This is a genomic window from Providencia sp. PROV004 (assembly GCF_011045615.1).
Classification (GTDB): domain Bacteria; phylum Pseudomonadota; class Gammaproteobacteria; order Enterobacterales; family Enterobacteriaceae; genus Providencia; species Providencia rettgeri.
Map to the genome: position 1 here is coordinate 2,611,896 of NZ_CP042859.1, position 18,679 is coordinate 2,630,574.

The following is an 18,679-nucleotide window of genomic DNA, read 5'->3' on the forward strand; positions in this document are numbered from 1 at the left end:
CACAATCATACTGGTGATTTTTCTCTTTGCAATTTTTCTTCATCACGTAGGTCTTTACGCAAAATTTTACCCACATTAGATTTTGGTAATTCATCACGAAATTCAAATATCTTAGGTACTTTATACGCGGTTAATGAACGACGGCAAAAGGTTTTTAGCTCATCACCCGTTAAATTCGCATTTTTCGTTACAACGAAAACTTTAACCGCTTCACCCGTACTTTCACTTGGTACGCCAATTGCGGCACATTCTATAACGTCTGGATGTGCCGAAATAACATCTTCAATTTCATTTGGATAAACGTTAAAACCTGAAACGATGATCATATCTTTTTTGCGATCAACAATACGAATATAACCTTCGCTATCTATTTCTGCGATATCCCCCGTCGCTAACCAACCATCCACTATCGTGTCCGCGGTAGAATCAGGCCGGTTCCAATACCCTTTCATGACTTGTGGACCTTTTACCCACATTTCGCCAGGCTCACCAATAGCGACTTCGTTGCCGTCGTCATCAAGGAATTTAACATCTGTTGACGGAACAGGTAAACCAATGCTTCCACTATAACTGGTTAAATTATAAGGATTACCCGTTACTAGTGGTGCACATTCTGTTAACCCATACCCCTCGAGTAAATGTTTCCCTGTCAGCTTCTGCCATTTTTCTGCAACGGCTTTTTGAACGGGCATTCCGCCTCCAACTGAAAGGCGTAAACGTGAAAAATCCAACTTTTTGAACTCTTCATTATGCAGCCACGCATTAAATAACGTGTTAACACCAGTAATTGACGTAACGGGATAACGTCCTAGTTGTTTTACGGTGTCAGGTACATCTCTAGGGTTGGTAATCAATAAGTTAACTCCCCCCACCGTAATAAATAGTAAGCAGTTAACTGTCAAAGCGAAAACGTGATACAGCGGTAAAGCAGTGACAACAAATTCAGCCCCAAATTTCAGTACAGGCCCGTAAGCCGCTCTTGCTTGCTCAATATTTGCTAACATGTTGCGATGAGTTAACATCGCCCCTTTAGCAACACCGGTTGTTCCACCGGTATATTGCAAAAAGGCCAAGTCATCACCGGTAATGTTAGGCTTAATGTACTGCATACGATAGCCATAATGCATAGCGCGGCGAAAGGAAATGGCGTCTGGTAAATTATATTTAGGGACTAAGCGTTTGACATACTTAACTACAAAATCAACGATTGTGGCTTTAGGACGTGAAAGTTGGTCACCCATACGCGTTAAAATGACGTGTTTCACTTTGGTATTGAAAACAATTTTTTCCAGTGTATGCGCAAAATTCGATACAATAACAATCGCTGTTGCACCGCTATCATTCAATTGATGCTCTAACTCTCTTGGGGTATAGAGTGGATTAACATTTACTACAACCATCCCTGCTCGTAATATCCCAAATAAAGCAATCGGATATTGTAATAGGTTTGGCATCATTAATGCGACACGATCCCCTTTTTTAAGGCCAAGTCCATTTTGTAAGTAGGCAGCAAAAGCGCGACTTCTCTCTTCAAGTTTCCGATAAGTCATCACCGCCCCCATGTTAATGAAAGCAGGTTGGTCGGCAAATTGAGAAACCGCATTTTCAAGTAACTCTGCTAGAGAAGCGAAGCTATCAGGATTGATTTCTTCCGGCACATCAGCAGGGTAATTTTTTAGCCAGATTTTTTCCAAAATGTTACTCCTGAATTTAGTGAAGTTATTATACTCAACATCTCTTTTAACAAATTATTAACTCAGCGTACCAGTTTGAAAAACAGACAATGTCAAGGTTGAGAGGTCTATCACTAAATAAATTTTGTTCCTTCAAGAAAAAACAAGGCGGACTAAGCCGCCTTGTTTGTCTTAAATTAGTTAAACAGATATAAATCTGTACAAGATTGCGTAATTATACATGATGTTACGTTGTTTTTGGAGAGCTTATCTAGTCACTTAAGAAAGGATTTAACCTATTACGTTAACTAAAGTCATTTTTATTGAAACTAAATTTTAGTTAATGTTTTTATTACGCACTTTCATCTGTTAGCGCTTATTTAGATAATCTTTTCTATATCAACAAAAAAGCCCCGCTATAAGCAGGGCTTTTAAATAAAGAAAGATAATCATTATTCTGTTAGATACGTTTGTACGGGTACTGGGCCTCCAGGATAACCGTATCCATAACCATAGCCCCACGGGTGGTTATAAAAATACGGGTCACCATAATAACCATAGCCCCACGGGCCAGATGGCGGAAGCATGACACTTTGTGCAACATTCCAGCGTTGGAAACCTGTTACATCTAACGTGACATACTTATAAGGAACTTGCCCTACTTTTCCTTGTTGCTCCCCAGTGATTTTCCCCACCACAGTAATATAACGGTTAGTAAAATCACTTGGTTCACGAAAACCATTTAGGTACGCATAAATACGCCCAATAGAAGGGGAATTGAGTTCTGGCGCAGCATCATATTTATTTAATGCCATCACCGCAATTTCTAAACGTGTTCTTGCTGTTTCATTTTTAACTGCAAGCACTTTCCCGCCAAAACGTGCCTCCTGCCCAATATACATTTCAGGAGCATTTTGTACGGATGTTAAGTTATCTGTTGGGTTTTGCACCGAACCTTGAATTGAAGCAGGTATCGAAACACACCCTGTCAGTGCTAATATGCTTGCAACAAAAAGGCCTTTAAGTGCATTACGGCAGTTTAATTCAATGTTCATAGACCACCTCCGATTAGCGACATTATAAATTCAGGTAATACAGTTTTAAATAGCATTTAGCAAACAAAACACGATATGTTAAAAGTAGCCATAAGAATTCTATTACACCCTAATAATATCCTAAATTATTGAATGATTCGATTCGTATTTTTATTATTCAATATTGGATTTATTTTCTGTTTAATATAAAAAATTGGCTATATCACGTGATATAGCCAATTCAAATCAATTAATTTCCCATGTATTATTCACGACCAGGCAATTTTTTCCATGTAACTTCATTACGTAGGTAAGTAGGTTCGACGTTTTCAACGGCAACCACTTTTCCCTGTTGCCATAATTGCGCAGCAATGGGTAACATATCTTGCGCATCAGGCAGCGTAATATGGCTATTGGACAATGAAGCTGAGTCATTCAGCAATGAAGGATACGCTTCCCATCCAGTTCCTGCATAACTCCAAGCCCCTGAAAGCCCAGTAAATTTATTTTTAAAATCATCGGGAAGTAGAACAGCTTCGGTTTCTTCACCTAACCAGTGACCTTCAGATGTTCGCTGATATTGGGCACAATAAATTTCTGACATCCGTGCATCAATAGCCACTAATACCTGTTTATGCCCCGCTATACGAAAGGCGCCTTCGGCAAGTGTCATTAAAGAGGAAACGCCAATCATGGGTAAATTAGCTCCTAATGCTAACCCTTGTGCGATACCAACACCAATACGAACCCCGGTGAAACTTCCTGGGCCTCGCCCGAAAGCTAATGCATCTAACTGATTTAACCCCATTCCGGCTTGCGCAAGAACGTCCTCAACCATGGGTAAGATTTTTTGCGTGTGCTCACGGGGAGAAACCGCAAAACGAGAAATAATATCACCTTCACACCAAAGTGCGACTGAACAGGCTTCTGTTGCTGTATCAACAGCAAGAATACGACTCGACATGCCTAAACTCCGGCAAATTAATAGTTTCTAATTGAAAGATGCCGATTATATTAACATAAACGGCCGTAGGAATAGCAGAAAAACAAGGTGGGATTTACCTCGTTCTATTAACTTCTTGTCTTTTCTCTTCAAGAAATGCAATTGCTTTTTGTATACTTCTTGTTCGCGGTGATGGCGGAAGGCTACGTAAAAAAACCTCACCATAAGGACGTGTCACTAAGCGGTTATCACAAATAACGATGACACCATAGTCACTGGTATCACGAATTAACCGCCCGACACCTTGTTTTAAAGTAATCACGGCATCTGGTAATTGAACATCAAAAAAAGGGTCTCCGCCTCGTAATTCACAATCTTCGATACGCGCTCTTAATAATGGGTCATCCGGCGCAGTAAATGGGAGTTTATCGATAATGACACAAGTCAGTTCATCACCTCGCACATCAACCCCTTCCCAAAAACTACTGGTAGCAACTAAAACGGCATTCCCTGCTGAAATGAATTGGGATAACAGTTTATTTTTACTGCTTTCCCCTTGCATTAAGACGGGTAATGTCAATGAGGATTTAAACTCTTCGGCCAATTCACGCATCATCAGGTGCGATGTACATAAAAAGAAACAGCGCCCCTGATTTTTTTCAATCATAGGTCGTAGCATTGTTGCTAATTTTTGTGCTAGACCTCGTTGATTGAGCTCGGGTAAAAAACGGGGAACACATAATAAGGTTTGGCTTTGATAATCAAATGGGCTGGCTAATAATAACGTTTTTGCACTGACTAAACCTAAACGGTCAGTGAAGTGACTTAATTTTTCATTTACCGACAAAGTTGCTGATGTGAAAACCCAACTGCCTGGCGTACTTGCAATCATTTCGCTGAATTTATCTGCAACCGTTAAGGGGGTTAGCGCCAGTAAAAAATGGCGACCATAACTTTCAAACCAATAACTGTAACCCGCAATCGTCACATCTTTTAAACGATTCAAACGATTTCGGTAAATAGTGACGCGCTCGAAAATTGAGTCTAAGCTCTGTGATCGGCCTAAAGTGGTTTTAATCACTTCGTAACAAAGTTCAAGAGAATCATCAAGTAATGTCAATGCTCTTTGCACTTCAGGGCGTTTTAGTAAATCACGTAAATTACCACGAAAACTGTTTTCCCCCAAATTGAGCCGGAAATCCAGTGTACTTTGCGTGAGCCTATCTGCACTTTTTTGTAGTTGCACTTGGTCTTTTAACTCAGTTCGATAGGCCATAATCATATCGCGTGCAAGATCAAGTAGTTGACGACTGCTAAGTTGCTGACCAAAATATTGGCTGGCGATATCTGGAATTTGGTGCGCTTCATCAAAAATCATGACTTCTGCTTGGGGAATTAGCTCACCAAAACCCGTGTCTTTCACGACTCTATCAGCCATAAATAAATGGTGATTTACAACAACAATATCCGCTTCTAAGGCTTTACGACGTGCTTTTAAGACAAAACAGTCTTGGTAACGTGGGCAGTCGCTGCCGAGACAATTATCATTGGTACTCGTCACTAACGGCCAAACTGGGCTGTCTTCAGCGATATCATGGCAGGTACTCGTATCACCTAACTCAGATTCAATTGACCAACTGCGTAGCCTCACTACCGCTGACAATATTTCAGGTTCAAGACTACCACCACCGAGGGACTGTTGGTCTAATCGCTCTAAGCATAAATAATTTGATCGCCCCTTTAACAAGGCTGTACGCCCAGTGTAACCCATGGCATCAATAATTGTCGGTAAGTCCCGGTGATACAGTTGATCTTGTAAGGCTTTTGACCCCGTAGAAACAATGACTTTTTTTCCACTACGCAATGCAGGAACTAAATAAGCATAAGTTTTTCCTGTTCCAGTACCGGCTTCCGCCACCAGCACATGCTGCTGCTCAATCGACCCAGTTACTGCGTTCGACATCGTAACTTGTGCTTCTCGAGGCTGAAAACCGGGAATTGTTCTGGCTAAAAAGCCATCCGCAGAAAAATCGTCGTGCACTACAAGACCTATTTATTAGTAATAATGAGGACACACTTTACCATGAGTTTATTAACCCTGCTGAGGTAATTATTATCCCCTTGAACAACTGATTTTCATCCAGCCTACAAACTGTTATTCTTGAGCCACATGTATAATAGGGAATAATTATGACTATCAAACGTATTGACCCGGATAATCGTTGGTCTGAAGCTGTTATTCACAATAATGTAATTTACTACACCAGTGTGCCTGAAAACCTTGACGCTGATATTGTTGCTCAAACAGCAAACACGCTCGCGGCAATTGATGTCATGCTTGAACGTGTTGGTTCAGACAAAAGTAAAATTCTTGATGCCACCATTTTTCTTGCTGATAAAGCCGATTTTGCTGGTATGAACCAAGCATGGGATGCTTGGGTTGTTGCTGGAAGTGCGCCTGTCCGCTGTACTGTCCAAGCATTGTTGATGAAGCCAGAATATAAAGTTGAAATTAAGATTGTTGCAGCAATTGATTGATTAGACAGGTTTTGCTTTGCATAAAAATGGGCGCCAATTATTAGCGCCCATCCATTCTCTAAATAGTTTGTGATGTCGCTAGGCGGCAAGTGAGTTAATCCCTTGGGGCATACAAAAGTATGTGACTAGGGTTAACGAATGCAGCCAACGACGCGACAACGCAAAATATGATGAGCATTATGACATCTTAATAAGTACCATCCCCAGCAACAGCAACACAATTCCCCCCCAGCCTTTATAATTTAGCCGTTGATTGAAAAGAATCCAACCTGCTGCTACTGTGGCGATAATACCGAATGCTCCCCATAATGCATAAGCAATTGAAAGTTCGATTCCTTTTACAGCTTGCGCTAATGCACTGAAGGCTCCGAGTACCGCAATTAGGGAGAGAATACCTATCCAATATCGTTTAAATCCATTCGACATTTTTAACAAAATGTTAGCTGCGATTTCTAATATTACGGCTAGGATCAAAAACGCAGCATGCCACCATTCAAAATGACTCGCCATATTACGCCTCCGACTTAGCTTCGCGTCCAACTAAAGCATTTGTTTTGGCAGCATTGACCGCGTTTTGTGTAACTTGTTTTACTTTCTGTGCAGATTGACGAACGGTGGCTTTTTTGGTGCCTGATTTAATCAACCCAATACCGGTGATCAGTAATACTAATCCACCTATTTTCATCGGTGATAGTGATTCTCCAAACCACATGACACTAAATGTTGTGATAAAAAGAATGCCAATACCTTCCCAGAGTGCATAGGCGACACCTAATGCCACTTTTTTAACTGCAATGGCAAGCAAAATGTATGATGTTGCTATCATGACATACATCACCACCATACCGGTGAAATCACCACTAACGCTGGCATGTTTCATTGATAATGTACCGATAACCTCGGCAACGATAGCTAATACTAAAAATATCCAGTAAATCATTATAATATCTCTCTATGTACAGCCACGTAATAGCCTGTTTTTTGTACAGAACAAATAGACAAATTACTATTGCGCGATTGTTGAAAATTCAAATAAATAACAAGGTGTTGCTGAGTTTATTCAGCGAAATGAATAATCGAGAGAGACGCTATAATGCACCACACCAGTAGTGTTCACTGGAAAGGATAGCTGAAAGGAAAAGCCTGTGTGTCGTTCTTTTTTGGGACTTGCTGATCTTGCCGCTAGTTGAGCTAAGCATGATATCTTATTCTTTTCATCAGGTAGACATCTACCCAATTTACTCCGAACCCTCATGTTGATAGTTAATTTCAGCTTATTTTTAGCATGCCAACTTTATTAAGTCAATGAATATAAACATTTTTTGCATTGAATAAAAATATGCATAACTATTCATTAATATGCTAATCAACCCTTGAACTATCAACAATTATACGAATAAACAAGCGGCAACGATAAATTTTTCATTGGAATTATTTTATAAAAAAATCTCTTTATTCCACTTTTTATACTCTCATCACACCTAAAATATACTATTCGATTTTTAACATTGACAACCTGATTGAACAAGCTTCTTATAGTAGCCATATGATTGTAATATGCCGAAGAGAGTGCCATGAATACCTTTAGCCTTACCTCCAATAGTTTCCAAAATGCCGCAGATGCAACACCATTACCTTATGATGTCGTATCAATTCAGTCGCAAGTTATTTATGGCAGCGTTGGGAATAGCATTGCCGTTCCAGCGTTGACAAAACAAGGTTTACGAGTAGCTGCAGTCCCTACCGTAGTACTGAGTAATACTCCTCATTATACCACTTGCTATGGTGGGGAGTTACCTGGAGAGTGGTTTCGTGGTTATTTAAACGGTTTTGTTGAACGTGGTAGTTTAGATTCTGTAAGAGCTATTTTGACTGGTTATCTAGGCTCCCCAGAAAAAGCTCAAGACTTAGCTGACTGGTTAACCCTCGTCCGCAAAGAACGAGCCGCACTGCCGGTTATTGTTGACCCAGTCATGGGGGATGAGGACAGTGGTTTTTATATTCCCCCTGAAATTGCCGAGGTCTACCGTGATAAAGTCATACCTTTAGCAACAGGAATTATTCCAAACAAATTCGAGCTCATGACCTTAAGTGGCAAACAAGTTAATAATTTGGATGATGCAACAACTGCAGCCCGCAGCTTATTGAAAGGAAATACACAGTGGGTAATCATCACAAGTGCTTTCCAGCCTGATGATGATAATATCGAAGTGGTCTGTGTTACCAAAGATGACGTGGCCGTGATCCGCCACAAACGTTACCCTGTCACGCCAAAAGGAACGGGGGATTTATTTGGTGCAGAACTCACCGCACAATTATTAGCTGGGCTGTCCGTTCCTGATGCCGCTAAAATGGCGTGTTTACGCATTGAACAAGCGATTATTCACATGGCTGCTACAGGACGTAGTGAATTGATTCTTTAAACCACGATATAACACGATATAACAAGCATAGAGAAATGGCGGGATTATCCCGCCATTTTAGTCAATACACCGTCTAATATTTCAAGTATTGATAATTTTATTCGAACTCATTCCACGAACGACCATCACGAGCAATCATCGCTACAGATGCAATCGGCCCCCAAGTCCCTGCCTGGTATGGTTTAGGCGCTTCATTGTCCATTGCCCATGCATCTATAATAGAATCAACAAATTTCCATGCTTCTTCTACTTCATCACGGCGAACAAACAGTGCTTGAATGCCGCGCATTGCTTCAAGCAATAAACGTTCATAGGCGTCAGCAAGGTGAGTTTGGTTGAAAGTTTCGGAGAAACTTAAATCCAATTTAGTGGTTTGTAAACGGTGTTTATGATCAAGGCCTGGTGCCTTATTCATAATTTCAATATCAATCCCTTCGTCTGGCTGCAAACGAATAGTTAATTTATTCTGAGGTAGATCTTGATAACTTTCCGAGAAAATATTTAACGCGGGCTTTTTAAAATAAACCACAACTTCTGAACATTTAGCCGGTAGGCGTTTCCCTGTACGTAAATAGAAAGGCACGCCCGCCCAACGCCAGTCATCAATATCAACACGCAAAGCAACGAATGACTCAGTCATACTTTGCTTATTCGCCCCCTCTTCCTCTAGATATCCAGGGACTTTTTTGCCCTGAACAAAACCAGAGGTATATTGCCCACGTACAGCCTTTTCACGCACATTAGTATGGTCAATGCGACGTAAAGAACGTAAGACTTTCACTTTTTCATCACGAATACGGTCAGTAGTTAAATCTGCCGGTGGTGACATCGCAATCATCGTTAAGATTTGCAATAAGTGGTTTTGCACCATATCACGCATTTGGCCTGCTTGATCGAAATAACCCCAACGACCTTCGATTCCCACTTCTTCTGCAACTGTGATCTGGACATGATCGATAGTGCGGTTGTCCCAGTTATTGATAAATAACGAGTTTGCAAAACGCAGTGCGAGTAAATTTAAAACTGTTTCTTTACCAAGATAGTGGTCAATACGATAAACTTGGCTTTCATCAAAATACTTGGCCACTTCATTATTAATTTCTTGTGATGACGCTAAATCCGTTCCCAGTGGTTTTTCCATGACAACACGATTTGGCTTTTTATTTAATTTAGCATGACCCAGTCCTTGGCACATTGCACCAAAGGTGCTCGGTGGCATGGCAAAGTAATGGATAGCCGGTTGTGCATCTTGTTTTAACATTTCAGCTAAACGCACAAAACTTTCAGTCTGGTTAACGTCTAAGTTACAAAAATCCAAGCGAGAGCTCAATTTTTCCCACAATGCTGAATCGAGATCTTCTTTTAAGAACTTATCTAACGCTTCTTTGACAAAGTGGACATAATCATCTTGACTCCATTCAGCTCGACCGACACCAATAATACGCGTGTCTGGATGAATGTAACCTGCTTTCTCTAACTGATAAAGCGATGGCAACAGCTTACGACGAGCGAGGTCTCCCTTGGTGCCAAAAATAATTAAGTCACAAGCTTGAGCAGCATTATGTACCGCCATATTGGTTCTCCTCAATTTGCGGAATGTAAGACCTAACTAGGATAGGCCTTATTGTAATTTTGTTAAAATTAGCCCTAATTCCGCTAATGTACCCTGTTGCTAGTGCCCAGTAAATCTTCATGATACCGATCACAGTTTTTATGATGAAAAAAACAACATATTCCCTGTTTGCTCTTATGTTACACACTGAATAATTTTTAGTGTATTAAAAAGATGCGATTTAACTGAATGGAGACAGCTTCCGTAAAAAAATAACAAAATATGTAGGATGTTTACTAATCTGAAAATTAGATACGGGTCAAAGTTTCACAAAAAGCTGCTAGTTATCACCTGCATTCAGATAGCTTACATATCTTACATAGTATATTTTCACTCTCTATTACAGCATCACGACAAGAAATTAAAAATCAACAATAGGATAACGTGATGACTCACAAATTTCTCCTTTCGATGAAATAGGCGCTTTTGTTATATGAATATTTTAGAACAAATGAAAACAAGTCTCGATTTTTTAAGTAAATCAGAAAAAAAGGTGGCTGAGGTTATTTTAGGTATGCCACAAAATGCCATTCATCTTAGTATCGCCACTCTAGCGCAATTAGCAGATGTTAGCGAACCAACAGTAAACCGCTTTTGTCGGAAAATGGGCACGAAAGGATTCCCTGATTTTAAATTACGATTAGCACAAAACTTAGCCAATGGAACCCCTTACATCAATCGCCATATAGAAGAAACTGACACAGTAAATACCTATACTCACAAAATTTTCGAATCGGCTATGGCCGGGTTAGATAATGTGAAACACACGCTCGATATTAGTGCAATTAACCGTGCAGTTGATTTATTAACCCAAGCACGAAAAATCAGTTTTTTTGGCTTTGGTGCCTCTGCTGCCGTCGCCCACGACGCAATGAATAAATTTTTCCGCTTTAATATTCCTGTCATATACTTCGATGATATTGTCATGCAGCGTATGAGCTGTATCAATAGTACTGAAGGAGACGTTATTGTGCTCATTTCCCATACGGGAAGAACAAAAGCATTAGTTGATATGGCTCGTGTAGCAAGGGAAAACGATGCCACCGTCATAGCAATTACCTCAGAAAACTCTCCGCTATCCCAAGCCGCTACCCTACCTATCATTATTGATGTGCCTGAAGATACAGATATCTACATGCCGATGGTATCAAGAATGGCTCAGCTCGCAGTCATTGACGTATTAACAACGGGTTTTACGTTAAGAAGAGGTGAAAAATTTAGAGATAACTTGAAGCGCGTCAAAGAAGCATTACGTGATTCGCGGTTTGATAGCATCTAAAGGCAATAAACTGACAGTATAAATGCTTTTCTTTGCTTTTCAGGCTTTAATAGTTTTACAGACCTGATAGCATTAAGAAATTGGCTGTATATAATAGCTGTGCTCGTGTCAGCATCCCTATTTGCAGTAAACAGGTTTCGAAATGGGGTGAAATGGTTTCACTCTTTTATCAACACCATTACAGGTCAACGGAGTAATACATGTCTAGACGGCTTAGAAGAACTAAAATTGTTACAACTCTTGGTCCAGCTACCGATCGCGATAATAATCTTGAAAAAATTATCAATGCTGGCGCCAACGTTGTTCGCCTTAACTTCTCCCACGGAACTCCAGAAGACCATCTATTGCGTGCTAATAAAGTACGTGAGATTGCCGCTCGTTTAGGACGTCACGTTGCTATCCTCGGTGATTTACAAGGCCCTAAAATTCGTGTTTCTACGTTTAAAGATGGTAAAGTTTTCCTCAATATTGGTGATAAATTCATTCTTGATGCCAATTTAGGTAAAGGTGAAGGTTGCCAAGAAAAAGTGGGTATCGACTATAAAGGCTTACCTGCCGATGTCGTTCCAGGCGATATTTTACTTCTTGATGATGGGCGTGTTCAATTAAAAGTCCGAGAAGTCCAAGGATTACAAGTCTTTACAGAAGTTACTGTTGGTGGCCAATTATCTAACAATAAAGGTATTAATAAACTCGGTGGTGGTCTTTCTGCTGAAGCATTAACAGACAAAGACAAAGAAGATATAAAAACCGCAGCCAAAATTAATGTCGACTATTTAGCCGTTTCATTCCCTCGCTCTGGTGAAGATTTAGATTATGCGCGCCGATTAGCTCGTGATGCGGGTTGTGAATGTCAAATTGTTGCTAAAGTCGAGCGTGCTGAAGCCGTTGCCAATGATGAAGTCATGGATGAGGTTATTCTCGCTTCTGATGTCGTCATGGTTGCTCGTGGTGACCTCGGTGTAGAAATTGGCGATCCTGAGTTAGTTGCTGTTCAGAAAAAATTAATCCGTCGTTCACGTCAATTAAATCGCGTGGTTATCACTGCAACACAAATGATGGAATCGATGATCACTAACCCAATGCCAACGCGGGCCGAAGTCATGGACGTCGCGAATGCGGTGTTGGATGGTACCGATGCCGTTATGCTTTCCGCTGAAACTGCCGCAGGCCAGTACCCTGCAGAAACGGTAGCTGCAATGGCACAAGTTTGCTTTGGTGCAGAAAAAATGCCTGGCCTGAATGTATCTAAACACCGTTTAGATGCAGAATTTAGCAGCCCAGAAGAAGCAATTGCTATGTCAACAATGTATGCAGCTAACCACCTTAAAGGGGTTAAAGCTATCATTGCAATGACTGAGTCTGGTCGTACTGCTCGTATGATGTCTCGTATCAGTTCTGGCTTGCCTATTTTTGCAATGTCTCGTCATGAAAAAACGCTCAACCAATGTTCTCTATACCGTGGTGTTACCCCTGTTTTCTGTAGCACCCACACAGATGGTATTGCGGCTGCTAATGAAGCAGTGACGCGTTTACGTGATAACGGCTATTTAATGAGTGGTGACGTGGTTCTTGTCACTCAGGGTGACTTAATGGGCACCGTAGGTAGCACGAATACTTGTCGTATTCTAGAGGTCGAATAATCTTTTAGCCCTCGCCTATAGGTGGGGGCTGTCTTTTATATTAGTGCTCTATCTAACCTTGAGCTTGTTTCCATTTGGCATATGCTTCGCTAATTACAGGGGCAATTTTATCATAATTTTCCCATGAGTTTTCTATATGGTAAGTTGTTGGTAAATGGCCTTTAAGGACACCTTCATAATCTTCAAAATAGCCCTTCTCTTCCGCTGCATAGTAAAACTGAGTAAAAGCATTACCTTCATCACTTAAATCTTCATCTATAAATTTTTCATCACACATTGTCATCAAAAATTCACGACCATCCAACTTTCGAGCTTTAACTAATGCGAGTTCTTCCCCTGATTCTTCAGTATGAAATTCTCCTACTAAATTATTATGAATAATCCATGTTAAATAAAAGCCAATATGGGTGCCTCCATTCTCATTTGGTAAGTCTGATGGATAATCACCACCGTAATGCCAATCCATACGATCAAATGCCATAGTCGTCCTCAACTTATTCATCAATAAAAGCTAACTATAACTTACTTCAGGTTAGTGATGAATTAAGATAAAGTGCAAAATGATGGCTAAATAATAAGTAATACAAAACAGTAAAACTCTGCAGTTCACTTCTGTTACGTGCAGAGCAAATAGAGCTTAGTGATATTGTAGATTAAATTGTAGCGTACCGTTTGCTTCCCCAGCAGTTGTTATAGATTGAGTTTGGATATAAGCAGCTTCCAACGGAATGTTATATTGGCCTACATTATTTTGTTCAACGATAGGCATTAACTGATTAAGCTTAATTGGTGCTCCGTTATATTTTACTTGGATTGCATAGCCCTTCGCTGTATTTTCATCAGTTAAACTATTGAGTGCAATTGCCCCCGGTGTTTGGCTTGTGTCTTGCGATCCAATAAACGTAATTTTTATCGGTGATATAGGGTCGCAGTCTAATTGAATTTGAAAGTTTCTTTTACTCTCGGAGCTTGTTGAACCAACACCTGTAAACGACGATTTGCTGACTTTACCGAACGGCACATCTATTGACTTATTTTTAACTTCGCAACCACTCGAAATAATATTAATTGGCCCTATAGTCACTTTTGGTTCAATTCTTCCATATGAGTCTGAAGCAATAAAACTATTATTGAACAAAATTAACATCGCAGCATAAGTGGTTGGTAAAGTTTGGTTTTTAACATTATTACCAACTTTATAAAAATCTGCTCTTAACTTTACAGTATATCTTGCTGATGATGCATTAGAACCACAAATTAACCTATTACTAATATTTCCATCTTTCGTATTTACTCCATCAACATACGCAGAACCAGAGCAAGGGGTCATCACTGTTCCATGTAAAGCATAACCAACACCTGAACTATTAACTTCTCTCACATAGCCTACACCAGAAATGTACCTTGAATTCCCAGATACGTTTGGTAAATATATACCAACTTCTGTATTACCAGTTACATTCCACCACACCCAAGGGGAATGCGTACCTAAATCAACTGAACCAATAAAAGTACCTACCGGTAATGTGCGTGAGACATAAAGTGTTTTATTTGAATTAACAAGTTGGTTAGTAAATTCAGCCCTAAATTCTGCAACACCAAATTGTGAATATAAAAGTAACGGAATGCCGATTTTTAATCCTAAATTATTCATGACGACTCCTATTCACAAGTTCGTTCTATAAACTGAATTTTTTCATTTTCTAACGATAATGAAAGTGGAACTGTACATTGTTGATTATGACTATTACCCCATTTTACAATGACGATACTTTGCTCTGGAACACCACTTAAATACACTTCCCCATCATTTGCAACAATACCTCCAGTCACTTGCTCTTCATTTTCTATAACAGAAACTTGTGTGCCAAATGCAATTGGTTTGCCTGCATGCTGCAGTTTTAGTAATACTCTAGCGCCGCGTTTTGCTTGAAAATTAGCTAATACAATAGCTCCTTGAGTAGGAACGACAGTTGTTGTATTAATAGCAACATCATTATTACCACTTAATGTTGCAGTATCGACACTAATTTTATTTCGTTCATAGCGTGTAACCGTAGGAATTACAGCAAAGCCTGAAGAGTTAGTATAGAGCGACTGCGCATTATTCACTTTTAAATTATCAATATCTTCAGCTTTTACGAGCACTGCAGAATCATAAATAGTACGTGATGTCGTTAGCCCTCCAGAATGCAGTAATAATGCTCCTGTTGCACCTAGATAGACAGAATGATATTTAGGATCATAATTATAGCCTGCACTGTATTCCCCTGATGAAACTATATAGCTTGCACTAATGGAATTACTATATTCATCATGGCTATGGTGGTATCTTTGTGTGAGGTCATACTGCAAATTATTATCTTCTAATTGCGTACCATTAAAACTCAATGAGCTAATAGAGTCGCCTTTTTTACTGGTATTATAGCTATAATTGATCCAATTATTTCTCCACCCTAAATCAAAAGGAATACTTAAATTTAATGACAGCATTTGGTCATTGGTATTCGAATAATCTTGCTTTGTATAAGAATAAGCAACACTGTAATTCATCGAATTATAATTAGAACTAAAACTCATTGTTAGATTTTTATCTGAACCACTTTTATCCCAATAATATTGCTGGTAACCATTCACTGATAAATAACCTATTCCGTTAAGTGATTGGGATACTGATGCTTGAAACTGTTGTTTTTTCCGATCGATGTTATAAAAGTAATTATTCGAATCAGAGAAATCATAATAATTCTTTGTTGAATAGCGATATGATGCTAAAGAAAAAGAAGTGCCTGTATCTGGAATATATTTTGAATACTGAATTCGGTATGATTGCCCTTCTGCCTTCTTTTTATCAATCAATCGTGCCGATGCTTGTGTAATATCTGTCGATATCGCACCAATATTACCTAAGTTTACTCCAGTACCTATTGTGTAAGCTTGATAGCCTTGGGAAACTAAAAAACCTCCATAAGCGGATAAGTTATATGGTAACCCATAAATTGCTGATGCTTGCGCAAAATTTGGTTTACGCCGTGCACTATCAACATTATATTTACCAATATCTACACTATATTTTAATGCACCAGCCCTTTGCATCATTGGTACCGCTGAAAACGGCTGAATAAAAGATCGGATTGTTCCATTAGCTTCTTCAATGGAGACCTCAAGGTCACCACTGTATGAAGTTGGATATAAATCATTAATTGAAAACTCACCGGGGGGTACAGTTGTTTGATAAATCACATTACCATTTTGCCTAATAGTAACAATCGCATTTGATTGTGCAATTCCTGTGACTGTCGGTGCAAAACCTCTTTCACTTTGAGGCAACATACTTTCATCGGAAGCTAACCTTATCCCACGATAAGGGTTGCTTTCCATCACACCATTATCAGAGGATGTTTCACCAATCGTTAATCGACTTTTTAAACTTCTGATATCTCGCTCTATATAGGTTTGTAAGTTATTCCAATTTGTTTCATTGGTTGTATTACTATATGTGCTATAGCTACGCAAACGCCAAGCATTTATATTAATACCGCTTCTTAAACCTAAGAATGTATTATCTCTGTTATCTCTATTTTGGTACCAATGCTTATTAAATCTTGCAGTGTAATTAACAAATGCCACATTAATTCCATCGTCCCATTCTTTCGGTTCAACGTAACCTCGGCTAGTATTTTCTAAACCAATTTGAGGAATACTAACTTGTAGCTGTTGGATTTCGAATTTGTATTGATAATTAGCGCTAGGAATAATCTGAGCAATATCGTTCAAATATTCATCACTTTCAATTACTGAGAATTTTTCGCTTGCTGAGTTTTTTACCCCCCAATCTAGTAGCATTTTTTTTGTTATTTTAGGGAGTAGTTTTTTAGTTTTATCATCAAATAAAAATGTAATATTCTTATTGTCCACCCGTTGATCATTAATATAAATATCAACAAAATAGTCACCTGGTAATTGCCCACCTGTGGATGACAAGTAGCCCAAGCTATTCACATCGGCAACTTGACTTTCAATTCCAGTGTTGATGGCATTGATATCAAATATATCTTCAGCAATTGTATTATTGGCATACAATATCAAGCTGATCGTAGTAAAAAATTTAGAATACATAAGTCTATTTTTGGTATAGAGAATTGACATCTTAGATACTCTTACTTGGTTTTTTCTCTATGATAGCGCCATAATCATTAATAAACTGAACAACTATTGAATCACCATTATTTATTTTTTTCTTAAGAATGTAGTCATTTTTAAATGGGTATATTAAGCTAGCGCCATCAATAACCTTGTCATTGATAAGAATATTTTTGATTGATAAATGATATGGTGTTTGGTTATCAATCATAACTCCATCTGATTTTTCAACTAAATTAACCTTCTCAAAATCAAAAGGTTCAATATCTTTCGACCTTAAAAATAATTTAAATTGTGAGTTTATAATTATCTGTAGCTCATTTTCAATACTATTATTTTTCGGTGGTATTGATTTAATATTAAGCAAATAGATTTTTTCTTCATTTGAATTTATAGGTTCACCTATGTATGAAATTCTCGCTGAGCCATTTGTATCTGGTTCAATTCGGAATAATGGTGGCGTAGCAATAAATGGTGCTTTACCCTCACCATTAAATGGAGAAACCCAACTTTGGATTAAAAATGGTTTTTCTTTATCACTATTAAAAATCGGGATATCAATTTCACGTTTGTTTTCTTCATAGACAAAACGTGTTCCACCTACACTAATACCTGACGCTTGAGAGATGTTAGAAATAGAAAATAAACATATACAGATTGAAAAAAATATTTTTTTCATAAAACAGCCATGATATTGATGTGAGAAAGAGGGCAACCATTGTGCCCTCCAAATAATTAATGATATTGAATGCTATATACTGCACTACTATTAGCAGGACCTGCAGTTGCTGCGCCTGTAGCTTTATAACGAGCTACGTAATCTAAGTCTACAGTTGCACCATCGAATTCAATTTGTTTTGAGTCATCAAATAATTTGATTTGTGTTGTTGCGTCTTTTTCAAATAAAGCAATACCGACATTATTTGCAACACCTGCACCTTGGTTGATGGCAAGAATATCGCGGTCTGCAGTATCACGTGTACCACCAAAGCGTACAGTTACTTTCGAGTTTGCTGGACAATCAACAAGCTTAATCGTGAAGTCTTTCAATCCTGCAACTTCACCCTGTGCAGCTAAACTTTTAGCTGATACCTTTCCAAGATCAACATTTAAATTTTTTGAATTACTATCAACTGTACAAGCAATGTCAGTTATTTCCCCGGTAAAATTAATTGTACCTGAAGCAAAAACAGTTGGCGCAGATGTTACAGCTAAAGCAACCCCTATTACTGCTAGGGATTTTTTTAGAATACTCATAATAGTTCCTATAATAAAATTTTTAATTATTAATTACTATTATATGAATAAATAAATTACTCATATTAGATGTTCTAAAGGAATATACCATTTACCTTTAGTTAAGTTAACTAATGGATACATTGAATTTTTTA

The 18,679-nt window shown here is 38.7% G+C and carries 16 protein-coding genes; 4 read left to right on the top strand and 12 right to left on the bottom strand.

From position 1 onward, the window contains the following. Positions 1-5: 5 nt before the first annotated feature. The 4 genes from fadD to FVA69_RS11720 form a co-directional block, all read right to left on the bottom strand. On the bottom strand, positions 6-1,694 hold the full coding sequence (gene fadD, locus FVA69_RS11705) for a long-chain-fatty-acid--CoA ligase FadD (protein WP_004910720.1): 1,689 nt from the start codon (positions 1,692-1,694) through the stop codon (positions 6-8). Between the two features lie 431 nt (positions 1,695-2,125). Beyond that, a complete protein-coding gene (locus tag FVA69_RS11710) occupies positions 2,126-2,728 on the bottom strand; it encodes a Slp family lipoprotein (protein WP_004910718.1) in 603 nt (200 codons plus the stop codon). Positions 2,729-2,972: 244 nt separating this feature from the next. After that, a complete protein-coding gene (gene tsaB / locus FVA69_RS11715) occupies positions 2,973-3,671 on the bottom strand; it encodes a tRNA (adenosine(37)-N6)-threonylcarbamoyltransferase complex dimerization subunit type 1 TsaB (RefSeq protein ID WP_164528886.1) in 699 nt (232 codons plus the stop codon). Between the two features lie 94 nt (positions 3,672-3,765). Next, positions 3,766-5,691 carry an ATP-dependent DNA helicase gene (locus tag FVA69_RS11720; RefSeq protein WP_164528887.1) on the bottom strand — a complete coding sequence of 642 codons (1,926 nt, stop codon included), beginning with the start codon at positions 5,689-5,691 and terminating at the stop codon, positions 3,766-3,768. 149 nt (positions 5,692-5,840) lie between these two features. On the opposite strand from FVA69_RS11720, the gene FVA69_RS11725 reads away from it, so the two are divergent. Next, positions 5,841-6,188, top strand: a complete 348-nt coding sequence (locus FVA69_RS11725) for a RidA family protein (RefSeq protein ID WP_004254978.1) — start codon at positions 5,841-5,843, stop codon at positions 6,186-6,188. Positions 6,189-6,365: 177 nt separating this feature from the next. On the opposite strand, the gene mdtI is transcribed toward FVA69_RS11725, so the two are convergent. Then, positions 6,366-6,698, bottom strand: coding sequence for a multidrug/spermidine efflux SMR transporter subunit MdtI (mdtI, locus tag FVA69_RS11730; RefSeq protein WP_004254980.1), 333 nt, complete (start codon positions 6,696-6,698; stop codon positions 6,366-6,368). Position 6,699: 1 nt separating this feature from the next. After that, positions 6,700-7,128 (bottom strand): multidrug/spermidine efflux SMR transporter subunit MdtJ, encoded by a 429-nt coding sequence (gene mdtJ / locus FVA69_RS11735; protein WP_004910709.1) that lies wholly within the window; start codon positions 7,126-7,128, stop codon positions 6,700-6,702. Between the two features lie 634 nt (positions 7,129-7,762). Between mdtJ and pdxK the strand changes: the two genes are divergently transcribed. Further along, positions 7,763-8,611 carry a pyridoxine/pyridoxal/pyridoxamine kinase gene (gene pdxK, locus FVA69_RS11740; protein ID WP_004910707.1) on the top strand — a complete coding sequence of 283 codons (849 nt, stop codon included), beginning with the start codon at positions 7,763-7,765 and terminating at the stop codon, positions 8,609-8,611. Between the two features lie 97 nt (positions 8,612-8,708). On the opposite strand, the gene zwf is transcribed toward pdxK, so the two are convergent. Further along, the gene (gene zwf, locus FVA69_RS11745; RefSeq protein WP_004910705.1) at positions 8,709-10,184 is read right to left on the bottom strand and encodes a glucose-6-phosphate dehydrogenase; all 1,476 of its coding nucleotides are present in this window, start codon (positions 10,182-10,184) and stop codon (positions 8,709-8,711) included. Between the two features lie 472 nt (positions 10,185-10,656). On the opposite strand from zwf, the gene FVA69_RS11750 reads away from it, so the two are divergent. Further along, on the top strand, positions 10,657-11,502 hold the full coding sequence (locus FVA69_RS11750; protein ID WP_164528888.1) for a MurR/RpiR family transcriptional regulator: 846 nt from the start codon (positions 10,657-10,659) through the stop codon (positions 11,500-11,502). Positions 11,503-11,702: 200 nt separating this feature from the next. Next, positions 11,703-13,145, top strand: coding sequence for a pyruvate kinase (pyk, locus tag FVA69_RS11755; protein ID WP_109913282.1), 1,443 nt, complete (start codon positions 11,703-11,705; stop codon positions 13,143-13,145). Positions 13,146-13,197: 52 nt separating this feature from the next. Here pyk and FVA69_RS11760 read toward each other — a convergent pair whose 3' ends face one another. From FVA69_RS11760 to FVA69_RS11780, 5 genes are all read right to left on the bottom strand, one after another. Continuing rightward, positions 13,198-13,626: a hypothetical protein gene (locus FVA69_RS11760; RefSeq protein WP_164528889.1), complete on the bottom strand. Its 429-nt coding sequence runs from the start codon at positions 13,624-13,626 to the stop codon at positions 13,198-13,200. 156 nt (positions 13,627-13,782) lie between these two features. After that, positions 13,783-14,799 (bottom strand): fimbrial protein, encoded by a 1,017-nt coding sequence (locus FVA69_RS11765; RefSeq protein ID WP_164528890.1) that lies wholly within the window; start codon positions 14,797-14,799, stop codon positions 13,783-13,785. Positions 14,800-14,807: 8 nt separating this feature from the next. Beyond that, a complete protein-coding gene (locus tag FVA69_RS11770) occupies positions 14,808-17,294 on the bottom strand; it encodes a fimbria/pilus outer membrane usher protein (RefSeq protein WP_164528891.1) in 2,487 nt (828 codons plus the stop codon). Between the two features lies 1 nt (position 17,295). Then, positions 17,296-17,967 carry a fimbrial biogenesis chaperone gene (locus FVA69_RS11775; protein ID WP_109913286.1) on the bottom strand — a complete coding sequence of 224 codons (672 nt, stop codon included), beginning with the start codon at positions 17,965-17,967 and terminating at the stop codon, positions 17,296-17,298. Between the two features lie 56 nt (positions 17,968-18,023). Beyond that, complete coding sequence (locus tag FVA69_RS11780) at positions 18,024-18,545, bottom strand: fimbrial protein (RefSeq protein ID WP_110731910.1); 522 nt, start codon at positions 18,543-18,545, stop codon at positions 18,024-18,026. Positions 18,546-18,679 lie beyond the last annotated feature (134 nt).

Coding starts and splice junctions, on each gene's coding strand:
- FVA69_RS11710 (WP_004910718.1), bottom strand. CDS start 2,728: ATGAACATTGAATTAAACTGCCGTAATGCACTTAAAGGCCTTTTTGTT.
- tsaB (WP_164528886.1), bottom strand. CDS start 3,671: ATGTCGAGTCGTATTCTTGCTGTTGATACAGCAACAGAAGCCTGTTCA.
- FVA69_RS11725 (WP_004254978.1), top strand. CDS start 5,841: ATGACTATCAAACGTATTGACCCGGATAATCGTTGGTCTGAAGCTGTT.
- mdtI (WP_004254980.1), bottom strand. CDS start 6,698: ATGGCGAGTCATTTTGAATGGTGGCATGCTGCGTTTTTGATCCTAGCC.
- mdtJ (WP_004910709.1), bottom strand. CDS start 7,128: ATGATTTACTGGATATTTTTAGTATTAGCTATCGTTGCCGAGGTTATC.
- pdxK (WP_004910707.1), top strand. CDS start 7,763: ATGAATACCTTTAGCCTTACCTCCAATAGTTTCCAAAATGCCGCAGAT.
- zwf (WP_004910705.1), bottom strand. CDS start 10,184: ATGGCGGTACATAATGCTGCTCAAGCTTGTGACTTAATTATTTTTGGC.
- FVA69_RS11750 (WP_164528888.1), top strand. CDS start 10,657: ATGAATATTTTAGAACAAATGAAAACAAGTCTCGATTTTTTAAGTAAA.
- pyk (WP_109913282.1), top strand. CDS start 11,703: ATGTCTAGACGGCTTAGAAGAACTAAAATTGTTACAACTCTTGGTCCA.
- FVA69_RS11760 (WP_164528889.1), bottom strand. CDS start 13,626: ATGGCATTTGATCGTATGGATTGGCATTACGGTGGTGATTATCCATCA.
- FVA69_RS11765 (WP_164528890.1), bottom strand. CDS start 14,799: ATGAATAATTTAGGATTAAAAATCGGCATTCCGTTACTTTTATATTCA.
- FVA69_RS11770 (WP_164528891.1), bottom strand. CDS start 17,294: ATGTCAATTCTCTATACCAAAAATAGACTTATGTATTCTAAATTTTTT.
- FVA69_RS11775 (WP_109913286.1), bottom strand. CDS start 17,967: ATGAAAAAAATATTTTTTTCAATCTGTATATGTTTATTTTCTATTTCT.
- FVA69_RS11780 (WP_110731910.1), bottom strand. CDS start 18,545: ATGAGTATTCTAAAAAAATCCCTAGCAGTAATAGGGGTTGCTTTAGCT.